This is a genomic window from Pseudomonas sp. KH_017 (assembly GCF_057840285.1).
In genome coordinates, this window is sequence record NZ_CM174509.1 from 1,214,998 (window position 1) to 1,235,628 (window position 20,631).

Consider the following 20,631-nt stretch of genomic DNA (forward strand, 5'->3'; position numbering starts at 1 on the left):
TCATTCCTGGCTCAGGTAGTACTCAGGTGACCGCACATGACTGAATTACAGCTCGACGACTTCAAGACCGACGAAAACGCCGCCATGGTGTTGCTGGTGGACGATCAGGCGATGATCGGCGAAGCCGTGCGCCGAGGCCTGTCGAACGAAGAGAATATCGATTTCCACTTCTGCGCCGACCCGCACCAGGCCATCGCCCACGCGGTGCGCATCAAGCCGACGGTGATTCTTCAAGACCTGGTGATGCCGGGGCTGGACGGCCTGAGCCTGGTGCGCGAATACCGCAATCACCCGGCGACCAAGGATATTCCGATCATTGTCCTGTCGACCAAGGAAGACCCGCTGATCAAGAGCGCGGCCTTTGCCGCCGGGGCCAACGATTATCTGGTCAAGCTGCCGGACAACATCGAACTGGTTGCACGCATCCGCTATCACTCGCGCTCCTACATGACCCTGCTGCAACGGGACGCGGCGTACCGCGCACTGCGGGTCAGCCAGCAGCAACTGCTCGACACCAACCTGGTGCTGCAACGCCTGATGAACTCCGATGGCCTGACGGGGCTGTCGAACCGTCGGCACTTCGACGAGTACATGGAACTCGAGTGGCGCCGCGCTCTGCGTGAGCAGAGCCAGATGTCGTTGCTGATGATCGATGTGGATTACTTCAAGACCTACAACGACACCTTCGGCCACCTGGAAGGTGATGAAGCCCTGCGCAAGGTCGCCACCGCAATCCGTGAAGCCAGTGCCCGGCCTTCGGACCTGCCGGCCCGCTACGGCGGCGAAGAGTTCGCCCTGGTGCTGCCCAACACCTCCCAGGGCGGTGCGCGACTGATGGCGGAAAAGCTGCGCATGACCGTGGCAGCCCTGAAGATCCCGCACATTTCACCGAGCGAAGGGTCGAGCCTGACCATCAGCATCGGCCTGTCGACCATGACGCCGACAGCGGGCAGCAATTGCCGCGAATTGATTTCGGCGGCGGACAAGGGGCTGTATTCGGCGAAGAACAATGGGCGTAATCAGGTGGGGGTTGGATAAACCGTATCCCCTTGTAGGAGCGAGCTCGCTCGCGATGGTCGTGAACGATAACGCGTAGAGCCAGATGCCCAGCGGTGCTTTCGGCTTTTTCGCGAGCGAGCTCGCTCCTACAGGGTTCTGCGTCCTTGCAAAGATTGCCTGTAACCTGCCTTTTCAGCCAAGCGGACTGCCGTTGCCGACCGTTTCCCGGTATACTCGCCGGCTTTCAAAAGTTCGCCAACGAGTGCTGCCCGTCATGGAAATCAACCCGATCCTGAACACCATCAAGGACCTGTCCGAGCGCTCCGAAACTATTCGGGGGTATCTTTGACTACGATCAAAAGCATGAGCGTCTGACCGAAGTCAATCGCGAGCTTGAAGATCCGAGTGTCTGGAACAAACCTGAATACGCCCAGGAACTGGGCCGCGAGCGCGCTGCGCTGGCGCAAATCGTCGATACCCTCGACGAGTTGAACACCGGTCTGGCCGATTGCCGCGACCTGCTGGACATGGCCGTTGAAGAGAACGACGAAGGCGCAGTTGGCGATGTCGTCGCCGAGCTGGCCCGTCTCGAGGAAAACCTCGCCAAGCTTGAATTCCGCCGCATGTTCAGCCACGAAATGGACCCGAACAACGCCTACCTGGACATCCAGGCCGGTTCCGGCGGCACCGAAGCCCAGGACTGGGCCAACATCCTGCTGCGCATGTACCTGCGCTGGGCCGACAAACGCGGTTTCGACGCGACCATCATGGAGCTGTCGGCCGGTGAAGTCGCCGGGATCAAGGGCGCCACCGTGCACATCAAGGGCGAATACGCGTTTGGCTGGTTGCGGACCGAGATCGGCGTGCACCGTCTGGTGCGCAAGAGCCCGTTCGACTCCGGCAACCGTCGCCACACCTCGTTCTCCGCGGTGTTCGTCTCGCCAGAGATCGATGACAAGGTGGAAATCGAAATCAACCCGGCAGACTTGCGGATCGACACCTATCGCTCCTCCGGTGCCGGTGGTCAGCACGTAAACACCACCGACTCGGCCGTACGTATCACTCACGTACCGACCAACACCGTGGTCAGCTGCCAGAACGAACGTTCCCAGCACGCCAACAAAGACACCGCCATGAAAATGCTGCGGGCCAGGTTGTACGAGCAGGAAATACAGAAGCGCAACGCGGCGTCCCAGGCGCTGGAAGACACCAAGTCCGATATCGGCTGGGGTCATCAGATCCGTTCGTACGTGCTCGATGCCTCGCGGATCAAGGATCTGCGCACCAACATCGAACGCAGCGACTGTGACAAGGTGCTCGATGGCGACATCGACGAATACCTGGAAGCGAGCCTGAAGTCCGGGCTGTAAGCAATGCAATACCGGATCGCCTGACACACCGCGATCCTTGTAGGAGCGGGCTTGCCCGCGATCCCCAGCCGCAGGCTGGGGACAACGAACCTGATGGAATTTTTAAAGACATGAGCGACCTAGAACTCGACCCGCAAGCCCTGCAACAGGAAGAAAACTCCCTGATCGCCCTGCGCAAGGAAAAGCTTGCTGCCGAGCGCGCCAAGGGCAATGCCTTTCCGAACGACTTCCGCCGCGAAAACTACTGCGAACAACTGCAGAAACAGTACGCGGACAAGACCAAGGAAGAGCTGGCAGAGGCTGCGATTCCGGTCAAGGTTGCCGGTCGCATCATGCTCAACCGTGGCTCGTTCATGGTGATCCAGGACATGACCGGGCGAATCCAGGTCTACGTCAACCGCAAGACCCTGTCCGAAGAAACCCTGGCCGCGGTGAAAACCTGGGACATGGGCGACATCATTGCAGCCGTTGGCACCCTGGCCCGTTCCGGCAAGGGCGACCTGTACGTTGAAATGACCAGCGTGCGCCTGCTGACCAAATCCCTGCGCCCGCTGCCGGACAAGCACCACGGCCTGACCGACACCGAACAGCGCTACCGCCAGCGCTACGTTGACCTGATCGTCAACGAAGACGTGCGCCAGACGTTCCGCGTGCGTTCGCAAGTCATCGCCCACATCCGCAGCTTCCTGATGCAGCGTGACTTCCTGGAAGTGGAAACGCCGATGCTGCAGACCATTCCGGGCGGCGCGGCAGCCAAGCCGTTCGAAACCCACCACAATGCGCTGGACATGGGCATGTTCCTGCGTATTGCGCCGGAGCTGTACCTCAAGCGCCTGGTTGTTGGCGGGTTCGAGAAAGTGTTCGAGATCAACCGCAACTTCCGTAACGAAGGCGTTTCGACTCGTCACAACCCTGAATTCACCATGTTGGAGTTCTACCAGGCCTACGCCGACTACGAAGACAACATGGACCTGACCGAAGAGCTGTTCCGCGAACTGGCGCAGCTGGTTCTGGGCGGCACCGACGTGCCATACGGCGACAAGGTGTTCCACTTCGGCGAGCCGTTCGTGCGTCTGTCGGTGTTCGACTCGATCCTCAAGTACAACCCTGAGCTGACCGCCGATGATCTGAACGACATCGACAAGGCTCGCGCCATCGCCAAGAAGGCCGGCGCCAAGGTGCTGGGCTTCGAAGGTCTGGGCAAGCTGCAGGTGATGATTTTCGAAGAGCTGGTCGAGCACAAGCTGGAACAGCCGCACTTCATTACCCAGTACCCGTTCGAAGTGTCGCCGCTGGCTCGTCGTAACGACGACAACCCGAACGTCACCGACCGTTTCGAGCTGTTCATCGGTGGTCGTGAAATCGCCAACGCCTACTCCGAGTTGAACGACGCGGAAGACCAGGCCGAGCGCTTCATGGCCCAGGTGGCCGACAAGGACGCCGGCGACGACGAAGCCATGCACTACGACGCCGACTTCGTTCGTGCGCTGGAGTACGGCATGCCGCCAACGGCGGGTGAAGGCATCGGTATCGACCGTCTGGTGATGCTGCTGACCAACTCTCCGTCGATCCGCGACGTGATCCTGTTCCCGCACATGCGGCCGCAAGCGTAAGTGTTTCAAATAAAAAGCCGCCTTTGAGGCGGCTTTTTATTGCCTGTCTGGTACAAACGTATCAACTTGTTACTTTCATCTGAGAGGAAATACCTGTCGTGATTCGTGCAATAGCTCAAGAAGGTGCAGCGGGTGTCGCCACTGCGGTCGCTGAAAGTGTTCAGTACCAGGGCCGCAAGGCCAGCCGACAGGGCAGCGAACAGCGACGACAGGATATCCTGGACGCCGCCATGCGCATTGTCGTGCGTGACGGTGTACGGGCCGTACGGCACCGTGCGGTGGCCGCCGAGGCGCAAGTGCCGTTGTCGGCGACCACTTACTATTTCAAGGATATCGATGACCTGCTCACCGATACCTTCGCCCAATACGTGGAACGCAGTGCGGCGTACATGGGCAAACTGTGGGTGAACAATGAGGGCCTGCTGCGCGATATGATCGACAGTGGCGACGGCAGCCCGCAGGCGCGCTCGAAACTGGCGGATGATATTGCACGGCTGATGACCGATTACGTTCACCGGCAACTGGTCAATCGCCGTGAACATTTGATGGCCGAGCAGGCGTTCCGTCAGGAGGCATTGCTCAACCCGCGCCTGGCCGAACTGGTGCGCTCGCATCAGCAAATCCTGTTGCAGGGCTCTTGCCAGCTGTTCCAGGTGTTGGGCTCGCGCGAGCCGCATCAGGATGCCAAGGTGTTGACGGCGATTATCGGCCGGATGGAATATCAGGGCCTGCTCAACGTAGACGAGCCTGCCGCCGAAGAGGAAATGCTCGGCATCCTGACGCGCTACATGCACCTGGTGCTGGCGTCGGTATAGGCCCGGCTGGTGCATTACCTGTGGGAGCGGTTTTGCTCGCGAAAGCGGTGAATCAGTCGACTTAAGTGCTGAATGTTGAACTGCCTTCGTCGGAACGCCGCCCGGAGCAAGCCCGCTCCCACAGGGTGAAGCCGTGTGATCTTCAAGGGAGTATTGAATGAAAGCCTGGCGTGTCGTTGTGATCGCCTTGTCGTTCCTGCTGCTCAGTGGCTGTCTGGTGACCTTCAAGGAACCGCTGCCTGCAAGCGAACCCGCGCCCAAGGGATTGCTCGGCAAATGGACCAGCACCAATGCCTGGGGCGAGCCGCTCAACCTCGAACTGACCCGCATCGGCGACAACCGCTATCAGGCCGTCAGCTATTACCGGGCCAGGCCCAAGGAGCGGGAGGCCTATCCTTTCACGGTGTCACGCCATGGCAACCGCTGGTATCTGTCGGCGAAGGTACCGGCGCAGTTCGGCGGGCATTTCACCCTGGCCGGTTTTGAGCTGACCGACAAACATGAGTTGGTGGTTTACAACCTCGATCTCGAACAGATCAATCAAGCCATCAAGCAGGAAGCCCTGAGCGGTGAAAGCTTCCAGACCAACGACGGCGAAGGCGTATTGATCGACAGCCACATGGATCAGGTCGCTGCCTACCTCGACGACCCGGCCAATTCCGATGTGTTCGTCGAAGCCGTACGCTACCAGCGTCAGGCCAAAGCCAAATAAGCAGCACAAACAGGTTTCTACAGGAGTTTCGGGTGGACGATTACCAACAGTCGATACGCATTTTGTCCGACCGCATCGTGCTGGCGCAGACGCCGATCCGCGTCCTCGATGCGGTCAAGTGGGACGACAACATTCGTAAGGGTTTCCTCAAGGCCAAGGGCAAGGAAATGCCGGCGGTGGACCGCGACTACTACCTCAACCGGCCGCTGGCGTTCGACTCCAGCAAAGTGAAGCTGGAGTTCCAGAACATCGAGCGCGACATCACCCGCCAGCTCGGCCAGTTCAACCCGGTCGGCCAGATCATGCGCCGCATGTGCAAGGAATACCGCATGGTGGTGCGCATGCTCGAAGCGCGTGGCACCGAGGATTTCGGCCTGATCTCCCAGGAACTGTACGGCGCCGCGTCCGACGCGTTCCACGCAGGTGACCCGACACTGTCCGACCTGGGCATGATGTTGTCCGAATACCTGAACAACATCGACGGCCGTGGCGACCTCAAGGATGAGCCGAAGACCCTGACGGCCAAGGATGCGGTCGACATGCTCCAGCATCGCTTGAACAAGGTTTTTGGCGAAGCCGAGGAAACCATCCGGGTGTTCGAGTCCGACGGCATCGTCGCCGATGCGGCGGCCGGCGCCGACTACATCAAGATCCGCTCCGACGCGATGTTCAACGACCGCGACGTGCGGGCGCTGGAAGTTCATGAAGGGTTGGTGCATGTCGGCACCACCCTCAACGGCCTGAACCAGCCAATCTGCACCTTCCTCTCCAAGGGGCCGCCCTCGTCGACGGTGACCCAGGAAGGCCTGGCGATCCTGATGGAAATAATCACCTTCGCCTCGTACCCGAGTCGTCTGCGCAAACTGACCAACCGCACCCGCGCCATTCACATGGTGGAGGAGGGGGCCGACTTCCTGCAGGTGTTCGAGTTCTTCCGCGAGCAAGGCTTCGAAATGCCCGAGAGCTACAGCAACGCCAGTCGCGTTTTCCGCGGCTCGGTGCCGACAGGTCTGCCATTTACCAAAGACTTGTCCTACCTCAAGGGCTTCATCATGATTTACAACTACATTCAGCTGGCCGTGCGTAAAGGCAAGCTGGAGCAGATACCGCTGTTGTTCTGCGGCAAGACCACCCTGGAGGATATGCGTACCTTGCGCCAGTTGGTGGACGAAGGCCTGGTGGTACCGCCCAAGTACCTGCCGGAACAGTTCCGCGACATGAACGCGCTGTCGGCGTGGATGTGCTTCTCCAACTTCCTCAACCACCTGAGCCTGGACCGGATCGAGGCGGATTACTCCAACATCCTCTGAGGCTGGTGTTATCCCCCTGTGGGAGCGGGCTTGCTCGCGAAAGCGGAGTGTCAGCCAACTGAGATGTTGAATGTTAAACCGCATTCGCGAGCAAGCCCGCTCCCACATTGAACCGTGTTCCACCATTTTTTCGCGAGGTTTCAACGGATGAGAATCCTCGGCGTCCTCTGCCTTCTCCTGGCCTTGACCGGTTGCAGTTCACTGCTGTTCTACCCTGAACCCGGCCAGTTGTTCACCCCGGAAAAGGTCGGGCTCGAATACCGCACAGTCACCCTGATCACCGCCGATGGCCTCAAGCTGAATGCCTGGTGGCTGCCAGCGAAGAAGGGCGTCGAGGTCAAAGGCACGGTGCTGCACCTGCACGGCAACGGCGGAAACCTGTCCATGCACCTCGGCGGGAGCTTTTGGTTGCCGAAAAATGGTTACCAGGTGTTGCTTGTGGACTATCGCGGTTATGGCTTGTCCGAAGGCGAACCGAGCCTGCCGGCGATCTATCAGGACATCGACGCGGCCTTCAAATGGCTCGACCAGGCGCCGGAGGTCAAAGGCAAGCCGCTGATCCTGCTCGGCCAGAGCCTCGGTGGCTCGATGGCCGTGCATTACCTGGTCCAGCATCCGGAACGGCAGAAACAACTGAAGGCTATTGTCCTCGACGGTGTGCCCGCCAGTTACCGAAGCATCGGTCAGTTTGCCTTGAGTACTTCATGGATGACCTGGCCGTTCCAGGTGCCGTTGTCGTGGCTGGTACCGGACGGCGACAGTGCGATCAACTCCATGGCGCAACTCAAGGACGTGCCGAAACTGATCTACCACAGCATCGACGATCCGATCGTGCCTCTTTCCAACGGCATCCGACTGTATCAAGCTGCGCCGCCGCCACGGGTGCTGCAACTGACCCGTGGCGGTCATGTGCAGACGTTCGCCGACCCGGTCTGGCGCAAAGTCATGCTGCGTTATCTCGATGACCCGCAACATTTCAACGGCCTGCGCCGCCTGGGTGAGATTCCCAATTACCCGGCGCCCCCGAATTCAGAAGATGAACCACCAGAGAGTCCGCAATGAGTGAAGAACGCAACGCCATCCCGCTGATCATCACCGGTATCTGCAGCATCCTCGGCACCGTCGGTGCCCTGTGGTGGTACGGCTACCTGCACTTCGCCAAGCCTGAGGATGCGTTGCTGCTCAACGAATTCACCATGCTCAAGACCGTGCCGGGTGAAGACTACAAAGTCTCCCTGGAACCGGCCGCCCAAGTGGCGCAGTGCATCGATGGCGTGCTGGTGCTGTTCGACATGGAACAGAAAGGCCTGACTGGCGTGCTGGTCGACAGCAAGAAAAAAGCCGTGCGCTGCATGGGGCAGGAAACCCCGCAGAAGCTGGAGCAGTAACCCGGTATTTGTTGGCAATAGAGATCAAATGTGGGAGCGGGCTTGCTCGCGAAAGCGGTTTAACGTTCAACAATAATGTTGACTGATACACCGCCATCGCGAGCAAGCTCGCTCCCACATTGGTTTGTGTTGTGGCTGATTATTGGGTGTATGAACTCACCGCCGAACGCGGCATCACCGGCTGACTGTCATTGGAGATGGTCACCTCCACCCGACGGTTCATCGCCCGGCCCGAGGTGCTGCTGTTATCCGCCACTGGGTACTCCTTACCGTAACCCTGGGCGACGATACGCGCCGGATCAACGCCCATCTTCACCAGTGCCGCACGCACGGAGCCCGCGCGACGCTCCGACAGCGACTGGTTGTGCGACGCTGTACCGGTGCTGTCGGTATAGCCCTCGACAATCACTTTGCGCTCGGGGTTTTCCTGGAGGTACTGCGCCAGTTTGTTGATGTTCATCAGGCCGGTCGACTTGAGTTCAGCCTTGTCGGTGGCAAACAACACATCACCGAAGGTCACCAGCGTCCCGCGATCGGTCTGCCTGGCGTTGAGGCTGTCCTTCAACTGTTTGATCTGCTGATCACGGGCGTCGAGGCGCGCCTGAGCCCGTTGCGCCGAGGCATCTTTCAGACTGGCCTCGGCGGTGCGCAGGGCGATGGTCTGCCTGGCCACTTCGACGCGCTGGTTGGTCAAATAGGCAAGTTGGTCAACCCTGGCCGTGTCCTCCTTGTCCCTGTAGGCCTTATCGGCCAAATCCAGATAGTCGCTGGCCTCCTTGGTTTCCAGCGCAGCGACTTTACTGGCCTGCGGATCGGCTTGCAGGCCGGTGTAGTTGCTGCGGGCCTGTTCGAGGTTGGCGTTCGGTGGTGTGGAGCAGGCTGCCAAGGCTACGGTGACAGCCAGCAGGGCAGGGATCATCAATTGATTGGGTTTCATGATTTCGTCCTTTTAGTCGAGTGGGAATGCGTGGTGCCGCGCCGCTTACTGAACGGTGCGCTGGCTTTCCTGACGCAATTCCTGAACGCCTTTCTGCGCGTCCTTCACTGATTGTTCGGCCTTCATCGCCTGGGCCTTGCGCTCGGCAACGCGAGCGTCCCACTCGGCCTGTTCGGCGAGCATCCGGGCCTGGTCGTATTGCTTGTCGTGCATGGCGATTTCGGCTTGCTTGAGCTTGTCCTGGGCCGACTTCATTTCCACGGCGGCGAACTCGGTGCCGCCGGCGCTGACGGCGTCGTTGACGGCCGATTGGGTGACCGCGTACTGCTCGGTCGGCGGGTTACCGGCACAGCCGGCCAGCACGAGGCTGCTGCCCAGGGCCAACGCCGCTAGTCTGAGGCTTTGCGAACAGGTAAATGAGGGGGTTCCGGTTCGGGTTTTCATGGTCTTCAACTCCATTGGGCCAGTTCCTGAAAAACGTCGAAGTCCACCCTGGGCAAGGCGCTGGAACCATCAATTGCGGGGTGTTTTGAAACGCTCGTCCCAGGCGTGGCTACTTGGGTTGACCCGAGGCTTTTTTTGAAAGTTCAGAGAATTTAGCCGGCTATCGAAAAAGCCGTGATCGAATGGACAGGGCTCTAAGACGGGGATTTACAGGACGCGAAGCGCTATGCCGGGCCTTTTACAGGTCCGGAGAAGCGCAATTTTCGAAGTGAAATACAGGCCAATGTGGGAGCGGGCTTGCTCGCGAAAGCAGTGTATCAGTCAACGTATATGTCGAATGTTAAACCGCTTTCGCGAGCAAGCCCGCTCCCACAGGTTCTGTGGAGAATCAGTGTTTCTGTTTGTCGTCAGGCATCGACAAATCGTGCAAATGCCGACGGGACAGCGCCAGAAAGCGCGGGGTCGGTCCGATGTCTTCGTACAGCGGATCGCCTTCTTCATCGGTGGCGACCACAGTCGTGCCTTTGACGTACGGGAAGCTTCTTTCCAGCTCCTCCAGTGCGGCGCCGATCAGATCGCCGAGCAGTTCTTCGGGATGCCGCTTGGGGTACATCTCGACGAGCGCGGCCAGGCGTGCGGCAGACTCCACGTCCAGATGTATCGAGTAGCCGGTGTCGGTCAGGCGCCCCTTGGCGTTTTCTTCCCAGTGGTGGGCAAGCTCGCGGATTTTCATATTGACCTCATTGCGCGCCCGCTCGTGGCAGGCAGGGTGAGTGTCCGGCACTGCCGGTGACAACCGTTGTACGGCTTACCGTTCAGACTAGCCTCAACAGGCAAGGTTTACAGTCCCTTCGTCGTCTTGCTTGTAAGAACCGGTCTGGGGCGGCACTCTCTAGGTTCTTAGCCGCCCGGATTTTTTGCTGGAGACCTGCTGATGACCGATATTGATGCACGCTTGCGCGAGGACGTTCACCTGTTGGGTGAGCTGTTGGGCAACACCATTCGTGAGCAATATGGCGACGGTTTTCTCGACAAGATCGAGCAGATCCGCAAGGGCGCCAAGGCTGACCGGCGCGGCTCGATGGACGCCGAACTCAGCGCCAGCCTCAATCAGCTGAGCGAAGACGAGTTGCTGCCGGTGGCGCGGGCGTTCAACCAGTTCCTCAACCTGGCCAATATCGCTGAGCAATATCAGTTGATTCACCGCCGCGAGGAATCCCAAGAGGCGCCGTTCGAAGCCCGGGTACTGCCGGAGTTGCTCGCGCGCCTGTGCGCCGAAGGGCATGGCGCCGACGCGCTGGCCCGGCAACTGGGTCGGCTGGAGATCGAACTGGTACTCACGGCGCATCCCACCGAAGTTGCACGCCGCACACTGATCCAGAAGTACGACGCCATCGCCGCGCAACTGGCGGCTCAGGATCACCGTGACCTGACCAGTGCCGAGCGCGAGCAGATCAAGACCACCTTGCAGCGCCTGATCGCCGAAGCCTGGCACACCGAGGAAATCCGCCGCACGCGTCCGACGCCGGTGGACGAAGCCAAGTGGGGTTTCGCGGTGATCGAGCATTCACTGTGGCAGGCCATTCCCAATTATCTGCGCAAGGCCGATCAGGCCCTGCACACCGCCACCGGCCTGCGCCTGCCACTGGAGGCGGCACCGATCCGCTTTGCCTCGTGGATGGGCGGCGACCGCGACGGCAACCCGAACGTGACGGCGGCGGTGACCCGAGAGGTTTTACTGTTGGCGCGCTGGATGGCGGCTGATTTGTACCTGCGCGATGTCGATCGCCTGGCCGCCGAGCTGTCGATGCAGCAGGCCAGCGATGAATTGAAGGCCAAGGCGGGAGACAGCGCCGAACCGTACCGGGCACTGCTCAAACAGCTGCGCGAACGTCTGCGGGCCACGCGTAATTGGGCACACGCCGCGTTGTCGACGCCAGCGCCGGCACCGACCGATGTGCTGCAAGACAACCGCGAACTGCTCGATCCACTGGAGCTTTGCTACCGCTCCCTGCACGAGTGCGGCATGGGCGTGATCGCCGACGGGCCGTTGCTCGATTGCCTGCGTCGGGCAGTGACATTCGGTCTGTTCCTGGTTCGTCTGGATGTACGCCAGGACTCGTCGCGGCACACCGCGGCGATGACCGAAATCACCGACTACCTCGGCCTGGAACGCTACGAGGACTGGAGCGAGGAAGAGCGCATCGCCTTCCTTATGCGCGAATTGAGCAATCGTCGGCCCTTGTTGCCGTCGTACTTCAAGCCTTCCGCCGACACGGCCGAAGTGCTGGCGACCTGCCGGGAAATTGCCGCTGCGCCGTCGGCGTCCCTCGGTTCCTATGTGATTTCCATGGCCGGTGCGGCTTCCGATGTACTCGCCGTGCAGTTGCTGCTCAAAGAGTCCGGCGTGTTGCGGCCGATGCGCGTGGTGCCGCTGTTCGAAACCCTGGCCGACCTCGACAACGCGGGGCCGGTGATCGAGAAGCTGCTGCTGTTGCCGGGCTATCGCGCGCGCCTGCAAGGGCCGCAGGAAGTGATGATCGGCTACTCCGACTCGGCCAAGGACGCCGGCACCACTGCGGCGGCCTGGGCGCAGTACCGGGCGCAAGAGCGATTGGTGGATATCTGCCGTTCGCACGACGTCGAGCTGCTGTTATTCCACGGTCGCGGCGGCACCGTGGGGCGAGGCGGCGGCCCGGCCCACGCGGCGATCCTGTCGCAGCCACCGGGTTCGGTGGCGGGGCGTTTCCGTACTACCGAACAGGGAGAAATGATTCGATTCAAGTTCGGCCTGCCGGACATCGCCGAGCAGAACCTCAATCTGTATCTGGCCGCCGTGCTGGAGGCGACCTTGCTGCCTCCGCCGCCACCTACGCCTGAGTGGCGCCATTTGATGGACGAACTGGCCGCAGACGGTGTCAGCGCCTACCGCGCCGTGGTGCGGGAAAACCCGCAGTTCGTGGAGTATTTCCGCCAGTCGACGCCGGAGCAGGAACTCGGTCGCTTGCCGCTGGGCAGTCGTCCGGCCAAGCGCCGGGCCGGGGGGATCGAAAGCCTGCGGGCGATTCCGTGGATCTTCGGCTGGACCCAGACGCGTCTGATGCTGCCAGCCTGGCTGGGCTGGGAAGCGGCCCTGAGCAAGGCACTGGAGCGTGGCGAAGGCGAACTGCTGGGGCAAATGCGTGAGCAGTGGCCGTTCTTCCGCACCCGCATCGACATGCTGGAAATGGTCCTGGCCAAGGCCGATGCCGACATTGCACAGTCCTACGATGAGCGTCTGGTGGAGCCGAATCTGTTGCCATTGGGTGCGCACTTACGCGACCTATTGTCGCAGGCGTGCACCATCGTTCTCGGCCTGACCGGGCAGTCGCAGCTGCTGGCACATAGCCCAGCGACCCTTGAGTTCATCCGCTTGCGCAACACCTACCTCGACCCGCTTCATCTATTGCAGGCCGAGTTGCTGGCCCGTTCAAGAGTGCAGGACGTGGCGCAGGGCAGCCCGGTAGAACAGGCCTTGCTGGTGTCTGTGGCGGGGATTGCCGCCGGTTTGCGTAACACCGGCTAAGGTTTTTGCCCTGGGGTCAGGCATCCGGCAGGTGAGCCGGATGCCGCCGTTTGACGGGTGGAAAAGTGCTGTCAGGCGACAGTTAATGATGGGGTTGCGACTTGGGAAACTGTGCGCAATGGTCGCAAGAGGCAGCGGTTTCTCCGACTTTTGGCGTCTTGTGTGGGCGCAGCCTGCTGTGTATCTTGAGCAGCCTTTGACCGTTTGGGCGGTCACGACCCTATTTTTGAGATTGGCCCCACGAGGCGAATCTGACGTTATCCATATAAAAATTGAGGAGCACATCGATGCGCGTCATTCTGCTGGGAGCTCCCGGGGCCGGTAAAGGTACTCAGGCTAAGTTCATCACCGAAAAATTCGGCATTCCGCAAATCTCCACCGGCGACATGTTGCGTGCAGCGGTCAAGGCCGGCACCGAGCTGGGCATCAAGGCCAAGAGCATCATGGATGCCGGCGGCCTGGTGTCCGATGACCTGATCATCGCACTGGTCAAGGACCGCATCGCCCAGTCCGACTGCGCCAACGGTTTCCTGTTCGACGGCTTCCCGCGCACCATTCCCCAGGCTGAAGCCCTGGTGACGGCCGGCGTCGAGCTGGATGCAGTGGTTGAAATCGCCGTCGAAGACGAAGAAATCGTCCAGCGTATCGCCGGTCGCCGCGTTCACGAGGCCAGCGGCCGCGTGTACCACATCGTCTACAACCCGCCGAAAATCGCTGGCAAAGACGACGTCACCGGTGAAGAGCTGGTGCAGCGCAAGGACGACACCGAAGAAACCGTGCGTCATCGCCTGTCGGTCTACCACTCCCAGACCAAGCCGCTGGTGGATTTCTACCAGAAGCTGTCGGCTGCCAATGGCAAGCCGCAGTACAGCCATATCGAAGGCGTCGGTTCGGTTGAAGCGATCACCGCCAAGGTGCTTGCAGCCCTGAGCTGAAAAGTCTGATCCGCTGCATCATCCACGGCCCGCTTGCGGGCCGTAGTTGTTTATACTGACGCACTTTTTTCTGATCTCTCTTGTGGATACATCGATGAGCACCTTGCTGGCCCTGGACACCGCGACTGAAGCTTGCTCCGTTGCCTTGCTGCATGACGGCAAGGTCACGAGCCATTACGAGGTGATCCCGCGCCTGCACGCGCAGAAGCTGTTGCCGATGATCAAGCAATTGCTGGCCGATGCGGGCACCACGCTGCAAGCGGTCGATGCCATCGCGTTCGGCCGTGGCCCGGGCGCCTTCACCGGCGTGCGCATTGCCATCGGCGTGGTGCAGGGCCTGGCGTTTGCCCTGGATCGCCCGGTGTTGCCGGTGTCGAACCTGGCCGTGCTGGCGCAACGTGCGCTGCGCGAACACGGCGCCACTCAGGTTGCCGCCGCCATCGATGCGCGCATGGATGAAGTGTATTGGGGTTGCTACCGCGAAACGGCCGGGGAGATGCGCCTGGTGGGGGCGGAAGCGGTACTGCCGCCGGAGTCCGCTCGATTGCCGGCCGATGCCAGCGGCGAATGGTTCGGCGCAGGCACCGGATGGGGTTATGGCGAGCGTATTGCCGTCAGCCTGAGCGGGCAGGACGCGGGCATGTTGCCCCACGCCGCAGACCTGCTGACTCTGGCGCGATTTGCCTGGGAACGCGGCGAGGCGATCGTGGCCGACGAGGCGCAGCCGGTTTATCTGCGTGACAAGGTGGCGACGCCGAAGGCGCGTTGATTCACGCAGTACCTGTGGGAGCGGGCTTGCTCGCGAAGGCGGTGTGTCAGACAACAGAAATGTTGAGTGTGATACCGCTTTCGTCGGAACGCCGCCCGGAGCAAGCCCGCTCCCACAGGGATAGTGTTCTGCTCTAATTCTGCCAACCGTCAGTTTCTAACCTCAGCTTTTAAACCTTTTGCCTTTTATGTGTTCTAGTTATCACTCGGCGGTTTGCGAAGCGGGAAGTGCGCCACTAAACTGCCATCACTGATTCCGAGTATGCACCTATGCGTATAGACGGCGTTTCCTCTCAGTCCTACCCCATCAAGCGCAAACCTCGCACAGGCCGCGTGGTGGAAGACGACGCCATTGATATCGAAGGCGAGCTGGAATTCCCGACTGAAGAGCAACTGGCTGCCCGTGCCGCCAAAGCCTCTGCGCAAAAACTGAGCAATCTCCCCGCCCGTCAGCAAGACATGATTTACCACCGTGCCATGAGCAAAAGCGTGGCGACAGCCCTGGCCAGCTACCTGAGCACCGCCGGTTTCGTCGATTGGGAAGCGGATGTGCTGGGTCTCGACCTGTACATCTGATGTTGCTGCCGTATTACCTCGGATGCCCGTCCTGGAGCGAAAACGCCTGGCGCGACTACCTGTATCCGCCGGACGCCAGACCCGCCGATTTTCTTGATCTCTATTCCCGGGTTTTCAATGCCGTGGAAGGCAACACGACCTTCTACGCGAGCCCGGCTGCCAGCACCGTGCAGCGTTGGGCCGAGACCATGCCCGAACACTTTCGCTTCACCGCCAAGTTTCCCGGCGAGATCAGCCACGGTGGCGATCTGCGCGAGCAGCTGACCGCCGCCGAGACCTTCACTCAGTTACTCAGCCCTCTCGGTGAGCGGGTGTCGCCGCTGTGGTTGCAGTTGTCGAAAAGCTTCACGCCCCAACGTTTGCCCGAACTGGCCGGATTTATCGATGCCTTGCAGCGGCCGCTGGCCGTGGAAGTGCGGCATGACGAGTTTTTCGCCAAGGGTGACAGCGAGCGAATGCTTAACCGCCTGCTGCTGGATCGCGGTGTCGAACGCATCTGTCTCGATCCCCGTGCGCTGTTCAGTTGCACCTCGACCGAGCCATCGGTACTCCACGCCCAATCGAAGAAACCCCGAGTGCCACCGCGCCCTGCGGCATTCACGCAATTCCCGCAGGTGCGTTTTATCGGCCACCCGACGCTTGAGGCCAACGATGCGTTCCTGGAGCCGTGGGTCGAGAAAATCGCGTTATGGATCGAAGAAGGTCGCACGCCGTATATCTTCCTGCACACCGCCGACAACCTGTTGGCCGCAAAACTGGCGCAGCGTTTTCACGCCAGGCTGATGCTGCGTTTGCCTGGCTTGCCAGCGCTGCCTGAGCTATACAGAGAACCCGTCGCCGAGCAACTTGGCCTGCTCTGAGGCGGATTCCTTCCCCTCTTCAGGAGCCTGCCCAATGGATGCGCAAACCCTTCGAGCCCAGGCGTTCAAAGCCCTTCACGAACGCCCCGGGGCTTTTGTGATTCCCAATCCGTGGGATGCCGGCTCGGCGAAAATGCTCGCCAGCCTCGGCTTCGAGGCGCTGGCGACCACCAGTGCCGGATATGCCTTTTCCCAGGGCCGTGCCGATGGCGGATTGACCCTCGACGACACCCTGATGAACGTTCAAGCCATTGTCGCCGCCACCGACCTGCCGGTTGCCGTGGACCTGGAAAACGGTTTTGCCGACAATCCGGATGATTGCGCGAAAAGTATCTTGCGCGCAGCAGAGGCTGGAGCCATCGGTGGTTCGATCGAAGATGCCACCGGCCGCGAAGAAGGCCCGATCTACTGTTTCGAACACGCCGTGGCGCGCATCGAAGCCGCTGTGGCTGCCGCTCGCAGCTTGCCGTTCCACTTTACGTTGACTGCCCGGGCGGAAAACTTCCTGCACGGCAATCCCGATCTGGCCGACACCATCCGCCGCTTGCAGGCTTTCGCTGAGGCCGGTGCCGACGTGCTCTATGCGCCTGGCCTGCGCAGCGCCGAGGACGTGCTGGCGGTGGTGCGTGCCGTGGCGCCCAAACCGGTGAATGTGTTGATGTCGGGCGGCTTGAAGCTGACGGTCGCGCAGTTGGGTGAGATGGGCGTCAAACGCATCAGCGTCGGTTCGGCGCTGGCATTGGCGGCCTATGGCGAATTCTTTCGCGCCGCCGAAGAAATCCAGACGTCAGGCACGTTTGGTTTCACCTCCCGGTCGATGCCGTACCAGAAGGCCAATCAGTTTTTCAAAGGCTGAGGGAAGAGGGCACGGCTGAGGGTCAGGCGGCGATACGCAGGTTCTGCAGGATGATCGGGCGCGCCCAGCCATTGTCGAAATCGAGTTGTTTCTGCTGTTCCACCCGTTCTTCTGGCGAGAACGGTGGGAACGGCTTGTCGAGCAGGTCGAGTTCGAACTCGGCGATGGGCAGGTGCAGCGGGCGCGGTTGCGGGGCAGGCCCTGCTTCGTATACCGGCTGACCGGCTTTCAGCACGATCGGGCGAACCCAGCCGCTTTCGAAGTCCTGCTGTTTTTGCTGGGTGACGATTTCATCCGCCGGGAACGGTGGGCGTGGCTTGTCGGCCAGGTCCATTTCGAATTCGGCAATTGGCAGGAACAGCGGCTCGGGCGGGCGGATTACGTTGTCCTTCACGTCGCATTCGCGCTGAGACACGATGTGCTCCAGCAGCTCGCTGCCGACCGTGGGTTCAACAGGACTTTCGAGATCGACCGGTGGAAAACTCAGAGATTGCGGCAGCACTTCACCCGACTGTTCGGCCAGCGCTCGGGCAAAGAAATCCTGCCAGATGTGGCTGACGCCGCTCAGTGCCTGGGTGTTTCGCAGGTTGTAGTCGCCATAGGGCGAGATAAAACCTGTGATTGTGGGTTGAATGTCTGACATTTCTCTCGGTCGACGCTCAGCTCTGGCAAAATGCTCGATAGTTTTGTTATCGGCAGTTTTTGCCGATCATTAATTTTTTGAGCGTGTTTTCCGATGATTGATCAACCTGCGGCCTGCCGCATCCATGTCCAGGCCCTCGACGCGGCTTTCGAGCCTCAAGCCGAGCAATGGGCCGAGCGCCTGGGCTTGCCAATGCAAGTGGCGGACGGCGAATTTGCCTTGCAGGTGGGTGACATGGGCTTGCAGCTGCAACAGCTGGGGCCGGATGCACCCGGCCCGGTGCGGGTGGACTTCGTCGAGGGCGGTGCGGCCCATCGCCGGTTGTACGGCGGCGGCAGCGGACAGATGATCGCCAAGGCTGTTGGCGTCGCCCAAGGCGTGCGCCCGCGGGTACTGGACGCCACGGCAGGCCTGGGCAAGGACGCGTTCGTGCTGGCCAGCCTCGGTTGCGAGATGAGCCTGATCGAGCGTCAGCCGCTGATCGGTGCCTTGCTGGAAGACGGACTGGCCCGTGGCGCGGAAGATTTCGACGTGGCGCCGATCGTGGCGCGCATGCGCTTGCTCAAAGGCAACTCGATCGAGGTCATGCGCAACTGGGAGGGCGAGCCGCCGCAGGTGATCTACCTTGACCCGATGTTCCCGCACCGTGAGAAAACCGCACTGGTGAAGAAGGAAATGCGCCTGTTCCGGCCGCTGGTGGGCGATGACCCGGATGCGCCGGCTTTGCTCGAGGCCGCCTTGGCCCTGGCCAGCCACCGGGTGGTGGTCAAGCGTCCGCGCAAGGCGCCGTGCATCGAAGGGCCGAAGCCGAGTCATGCGCTGGATGGCAAGTCCAGCCGGTATGACATTTATCCGAAGAAGGCGCTCAAGCCTTAAGACCGCGGTGCCTGCTTCGCGAGCAAGCCCGCTCCCACATTTGACCGCGTACTGTCTGACGGAACCGGGTCATCTGTGGGAGCGGGCTTGCTCGCGAAGGCGTTAGATCAGACAGCCAATATCCATCAGGCTCACTCCGGCCGATAAGCCCGCATAAACAACCCCACCACCTCCCGCACATGGCTCTCCGCCGCCTCGCCAACCAGAGGCTCGCCGCAGCCATACAGCAATCGGAAATTCCCGGCGCCCTTGAGCAGGCAGAAGAAGTGCTCGGCCGCGTTGTGCGGCTTGTCGATGCGCAACACACCGCTTTCATCGATCTTGCTCAGCAGGCGTTCCATGCCATGCAGCATGCGCTCCGGCCCGGCTTCGAAGAATATCTGCGACAGCTTAGGGTCCTGGCTGCCCAAGGTCATCATCAAGCGGTGCAGGTTCACCGATTCATCACTGTTGATCAACTGATGAAAACCGCGCGCGATGTTCAGCAGCACGGTTTCTACGGCGACGCCTTCCGGCAGTTCGAAGAACAGCGGTGGCAACTGTTCCTCGCACTTGGCCATCACCGCAGAGGAGAACAGCGTCTCCTTGTCGTTGAAGTGGCTATAGACCGTCAGCTTCGACACACCGGCCTCGGCCGCGACGGCATCCATGCTGGTATTGGCATAACCCTTACTCAGAAACAGCGCTTTGGCTGCATCGAGAATCGCCTGGCGCTTGACCAGGTCCTTGGGTCTGCCTGGGCCATTGGGTGCTGAAAGATTGTTTGGCATATTCGTTTTTATTACTGGACTGGTGAGTTTGCTATTAATAACATACTGCTCAGTATAATTATTCAAAGCACCATTAGCGAAAGGTCCTTCACCATGTTCCGCTATGCCTTGCCCCTCGCGTTGCCAGTCACCCTGGCTTTTTTATTGTCTGCGTGTGGTCACGAAGAGGCGCCGCAGGTCAGCGTTCGCCCGGCCATGGTGGTCCAGCCAGAGCCTTCGGCGCAGGCCATGGAAAGCTATCCCGGTGAAGTTCGCGCGCGGTATGAGCCGGACCTGGCGTTCCGTATCGGCGGCAAAGTCAGCCGACGACTGGTCGAGGAAGGGCAGCGGGTCAAGGCCGATCAACCCTTGGCGGAGCTCGACCCCCAAGACGTGCGCCTGCAACTGGAGGCCACTCGGGCCCAGGTCGCAGCCGCCGAAGCCAATCTGAACCTGGTGCGTTCCGAGCGTGATCGCTACAAGACCCTGATGGAGCGTCAACTGGTCAGTCGTTCGCAATACGACAACGCGGAAAACCTCTACCGCTCCGGCGAAGCGCGCCTCAAGCAAATCAAAGCCGAATTCAACGTTTCCAATAACCAGGCCAGCTACGCCGTGTTGCGTGCGCCGCAGGACGGCGTCGTGGCCAAGCGCCTGGTGGAGGTCGGGCAAGTCGTGGCTGCCGGGCAAACGGTGTTCACACTGGCAACCGATGGCGAGCGTGAAGTCCTGATCAGCCTGCCGGAGCAGAACTTCGGCCGCTTCAAGGTCGGTGAGCCGGTGTCGGTGGAACTCTGGACCCAACCCGATCAGCGATTCGAAGGGCGTATCCGTGAACTGTCGCCGTCGGCTGATCCAAAATCGCGCACCTTCGCGGCCCGCATTGCCTTCAGTTCCGGCAAGGTTCCTGTCGAACTGGGCCAGAGTGCCCGAGTGTTCGTGCAGGCCGCCGACGTGGTTCCACTGTCCGTTCCGCTGTCTGCGCTGACGGCGGAAAACGGCGTGACCTATGTCTGGATCGTCAGCGCCAACAACACCTTGAAAAAGGCCCCGGTGCGGGTCGGTGCCTTCGGCGAGAAAACCGTACCGGTGCTTGAAGGACTCAACGCCAGCGACTGGGTGGTGGCCGCCGGTGTCCATGTGCTTCTCGAAGGGCAGCAGGTGCGCCCGGTGGACCGCTCCAATCGCGTGGTCAATCTGGCGGACAAGGAGTAA

21 protein-coding genes are annotated in these 20,631 nt (G+C 60.7%); 16 read left to right on the plus strand and 5 right to left on the minus strand.

Annotated elements, in window-relative coordinates; all coding sequences use genetic code 11:
- Nucleotides 1–36: 36 nt before the first annotated feature.
- The 8 genes from AC3IT6_RS05415 (at nt 37) to AC3IT6_RS05450 (ending at nt 8,207) form a co-directional block, all read left to right on the plus strand.
- Entirely contained in the window at nt 37–1,038 is a 1,002-nt protein-coding gene (locus tag AC3IT6_RS05415) for a diguanylate cyclase domain-containing protein (protein ID WP_489354546.1), read from the plus strand.
- Between the two features lie 235 nt (nt 1,039–1,273).
- Nucleotides 1,274–2,369 (plus strand): peptide chain release factor 2 gene (gene prfB / locus AC3IT6_RS05420; protein ID WP_115947770.1). Its coding sequence is split into 2 segments (ribosomal slippage): nt 1,274–1,345 and nt 1,347–2,369, totalling 1,095 coding nucleotides; the frame shifts between segments, so codons are not numbered across the junction.
- Nucleotides 2,370–2,479: 110 nt separating this feature from the next.
- Complete coding sequence (gene lysS, locus AC3IT6_RS05425; protein WP_489354547.1) at nt 2,480–3,982, plus strand: lysine--tRNA ligase; 1,503 nt, start codon at nt 2,480–2,482, stop codon at nt 3,980–3,982.
- Nucleotides 3,983–4,080: 98 nt separating this feature from the next.
- Entirely contained in the window at nt 4,081–4,797 is a 717-nt protein-coding gene (locus AC3IT6_RS05430; protein WP_489354548.1) for a TetR/AcrR family transcriptional regulator, read from the plus strand.
- A gap of 157 nt (nt 4,798–4,954) precedes the next feature.
- Nucleotides 4,955–5,509, plus strand: coding sequence for a hypothetical protein (locus AC3IT6_RS05435; protein ID WP_489354549.1), 555 nt, complete (start codon nt 4,955–4,957; stop codon nt 5,507–5,509).
- A 32-nt stretch (nt 5,510–5,541) separates the two neighbouring features.
- The gene (locus tag AC3IT6_RS05440; RefSeq protein ID WP_150728239.1) at nt 5,542–6,819 is read left to right on the plus strand and encodes a flavohemoglobin expression-modulating QEGLA motif protein; all 1,278 of its coding nucleotides are present in this window, start codon (nt 5,542–5,544) and stop codon (nt 6,817–6,819) included.
- A 147-nt stretch (nt 6,820–6,966) separates the two neighbouring features.
- Nucleotides 6,967–7,881, plus strand: a complete 915-nt coding sequence (locus tag AC3IT6_RS05445) for an alpha/beta hydrolase (RefSeq protein WP_489354550.1) — start codon at nt 6,967–6,969, stop codon at nt 7,879–7,881.
- On the plus strand, nt 7,878–8,207 hold the full coding sequence (locus AC3IT6_RS05450; protein WP_046041078.1) for a PA3694 family proteiin: 330 nt from the start codon (nt 7,878–7,880) through the stop codon (nt 8,205–8,207). The genes AC3IT6_RS05445 and AC3IT6_RS05450 overlap by 4 nt, the downstream gene beginning before the upstream one ends.
- 139 nt (nt 8,208–8,346) lie before the next feature.
- Here AC3IT6_RS05450 and lptF read toward each other — a convergent pair whose 3' ends face one another.
- The 3 genes from lptF to AC3IT6_RS05465 all read right to left on the minus strand — a co-directional run bounded on the left by lptF (nt 8,347) and on the right by AC3IT6_RS05465 (nt 10,321).
- Complete coding sequence (gene lptF / locus AC3IT6_RS05455; RefSeq protein WP_489354551.1) at nt 8,347–9,144, minus strand: lipotoxin F family OmpA-related lipoprotein LptF; 798 nt, start codon at nt 9,142–9,144, stop codon at nt 8,347–8,349.
- A gap of 45 nt (nt 9,145–9,189) precedes the next feature.
- Nucleotides 9,190–9,603, minus strand: a complete 414-nt coding sequence (locus tag AC3IT6_RS05460; protein ID WP_489354552.1) for a DUF4398 domain-containing protein — start codon at nt 9,601–9,603, stop codon at nt 9,190–9,192.
- Nucleotides 9,604–9,976: 373 nt separating this feature from the next.
- A complete protein-coding gene (locus AC3IT6_RS05465; RefSeq protein ID WP_150754222.1) occupies nt 9,977–10,321 on the minus strand; it encodes a pilin assembly protein in 345 nt (114 codons plus the stop codon).
- A 201-nt stretch (nt 10,322–10,522) separates the two neighbouring features.
- On the opposite strand from AC3IT6_RS05465, the gene ppc reads away from it, so the two are divergent.
- From ppc to AC3IT6_RS05495, 6 genes are all read left to right on the plus strand, one after another.
- Nucleotides 10,523–13,153: a phosphoenolpyruvate carboxylase gene (gene ppc / locus AC3IT6_RS05470; protein WP_489354553.1), complete on the plus strand. Its 2,631-nt coding sequence runs from the start codon at nt 10,523–10,525 to the stop codon at nt 13,151–13,153.
- A gap of 287 nt (nt 13,154–13,440) precedes the next feature.
- Nucleotides 13,441–14,088, plus strand: a complete 648-nt coding sequence (gene adk / locus AC3IT6_RS05475; RefSeq protein ID WP_223442674.1) for an adenylate kinase — start codon at nt 13,441–13,443, stop codon at nt 14,086–14,088.
- A 94-nt stretch (nt 14,089–14,182) separates the two neighbouring features.
- Nucleotides 14,183–14,857 carry a tRNA (adenosine(37)-N6)-threonylcarbamoyltransferase complex dimerization subunit type 1 TsaB gene (gene tsaB, locus AC3IT6_RS05480; RefSeq protein WP_489354554.1) on the plus strand — a complete coding sequence of 225 codons (675 nt, stop codon included), beginning with the start codon at nt 14,183–14,185 and terminating at the stop codon, nt 14,855–14,857.
- A gap of 269 nt (nt 14,858–15,126) precedes the next feature.
- Nucleotides 15,127–15,432 (plus strand): hypothetical protein, encoded by a 306-nt coding sequence (locus AC3IT6_RS05485; RefSeq protein ID WP_489354555.1) that lies wholly within the window; start codon nt 15,127–15,129, stop codon nt 15,430–15,432.
- Entirely contained in the window at nt 15,432–16,292 is an 861-nt protein-coding gene (locus AC3IT6_RS05490; protein ID WP_489354556.1) for a DUF72 domain-containing protein, read from the plus strand. Before AC3IT6_RS05485 ends, AC3IT6_RS05490 begins: the two co-directional genes overlap by 1 nt.
- 34 nt (nt 16,293–16,326) lie before the next feature.
- Nucleotides 16,327–17,148 (plus strand): isocitrate lyase/PEP mutase family protein, encoded by an 822-nt coding sequence (locus tag AC3IT6_RS05495; protein ID WP_489354557.1) that lies wholly within the window; start codon nt 16,327–16,329, stop codon nt 17,146–17,148.
- 22 nt (nt 17,149–17,170) lie between these two features.
- Here AC3IT6_RS05495 and AC3IT6_RS05500 read toward each other — a convergent pair whose 3' ends face one another.
- Nucleotides 17,171–17,791: an energy transducer TonB gene (locus tag AC3IT6_RS05500; RefSeq protein WP_489354558.1), complete on the minus strand. Its 621-nt coding sequence runs from the start codon at nt 17,789–17,791 to the stop codon at nt 17,171–17,173.
- Between the two features lie 93 nt (nt 17,792–17,884).
- Between AC3IT6_RS05500 and AC3IT6_RS05505 the strand changes: the two genes are divergently transcribed.
- Nucleotides 17,885–18,667, plus strand: coding sequence for a class I SAM-dependent methyltransferase (locus tag AC3IT6_RS05505; protein ID WP_057716192.1), 783 nt, complete (start codon nt 17,885–17,887; stop codon nt 18,665–18,667).
- 131 nt (nt 18,668–18,798) lie between these two features.
- Here the strand turns inward: AC3IT6_RS05505 and AC3IT6_RS05510 are convergent, their stop codons facing one another.
- A complete protein-coding gene (locus tag AC3IT6_RS05510) occupies nt 18,799–19,437 on the minus strand; it encodes a TetR/AcrR family transcriptional regulator (RefSeq protein WP_489354559.1) in 639 nt (212 codons plus the stop codon).
- Nucleotides 19,438–19,530: 93 nt separating this feature from the next.
- Between AC3IT6_RS05510 and AC3IT6_RS05515 the strand changes: the two genes are divergently transcribed.
- Entirely contained in the window at nt 19,531–20,631 is a 1,101-nt protein-coding gene (locus AC3IT6_RS05515) for an efflux RND transporter periplasmic adaptor subunit (protein WP_223442688.1), read from the plus strand.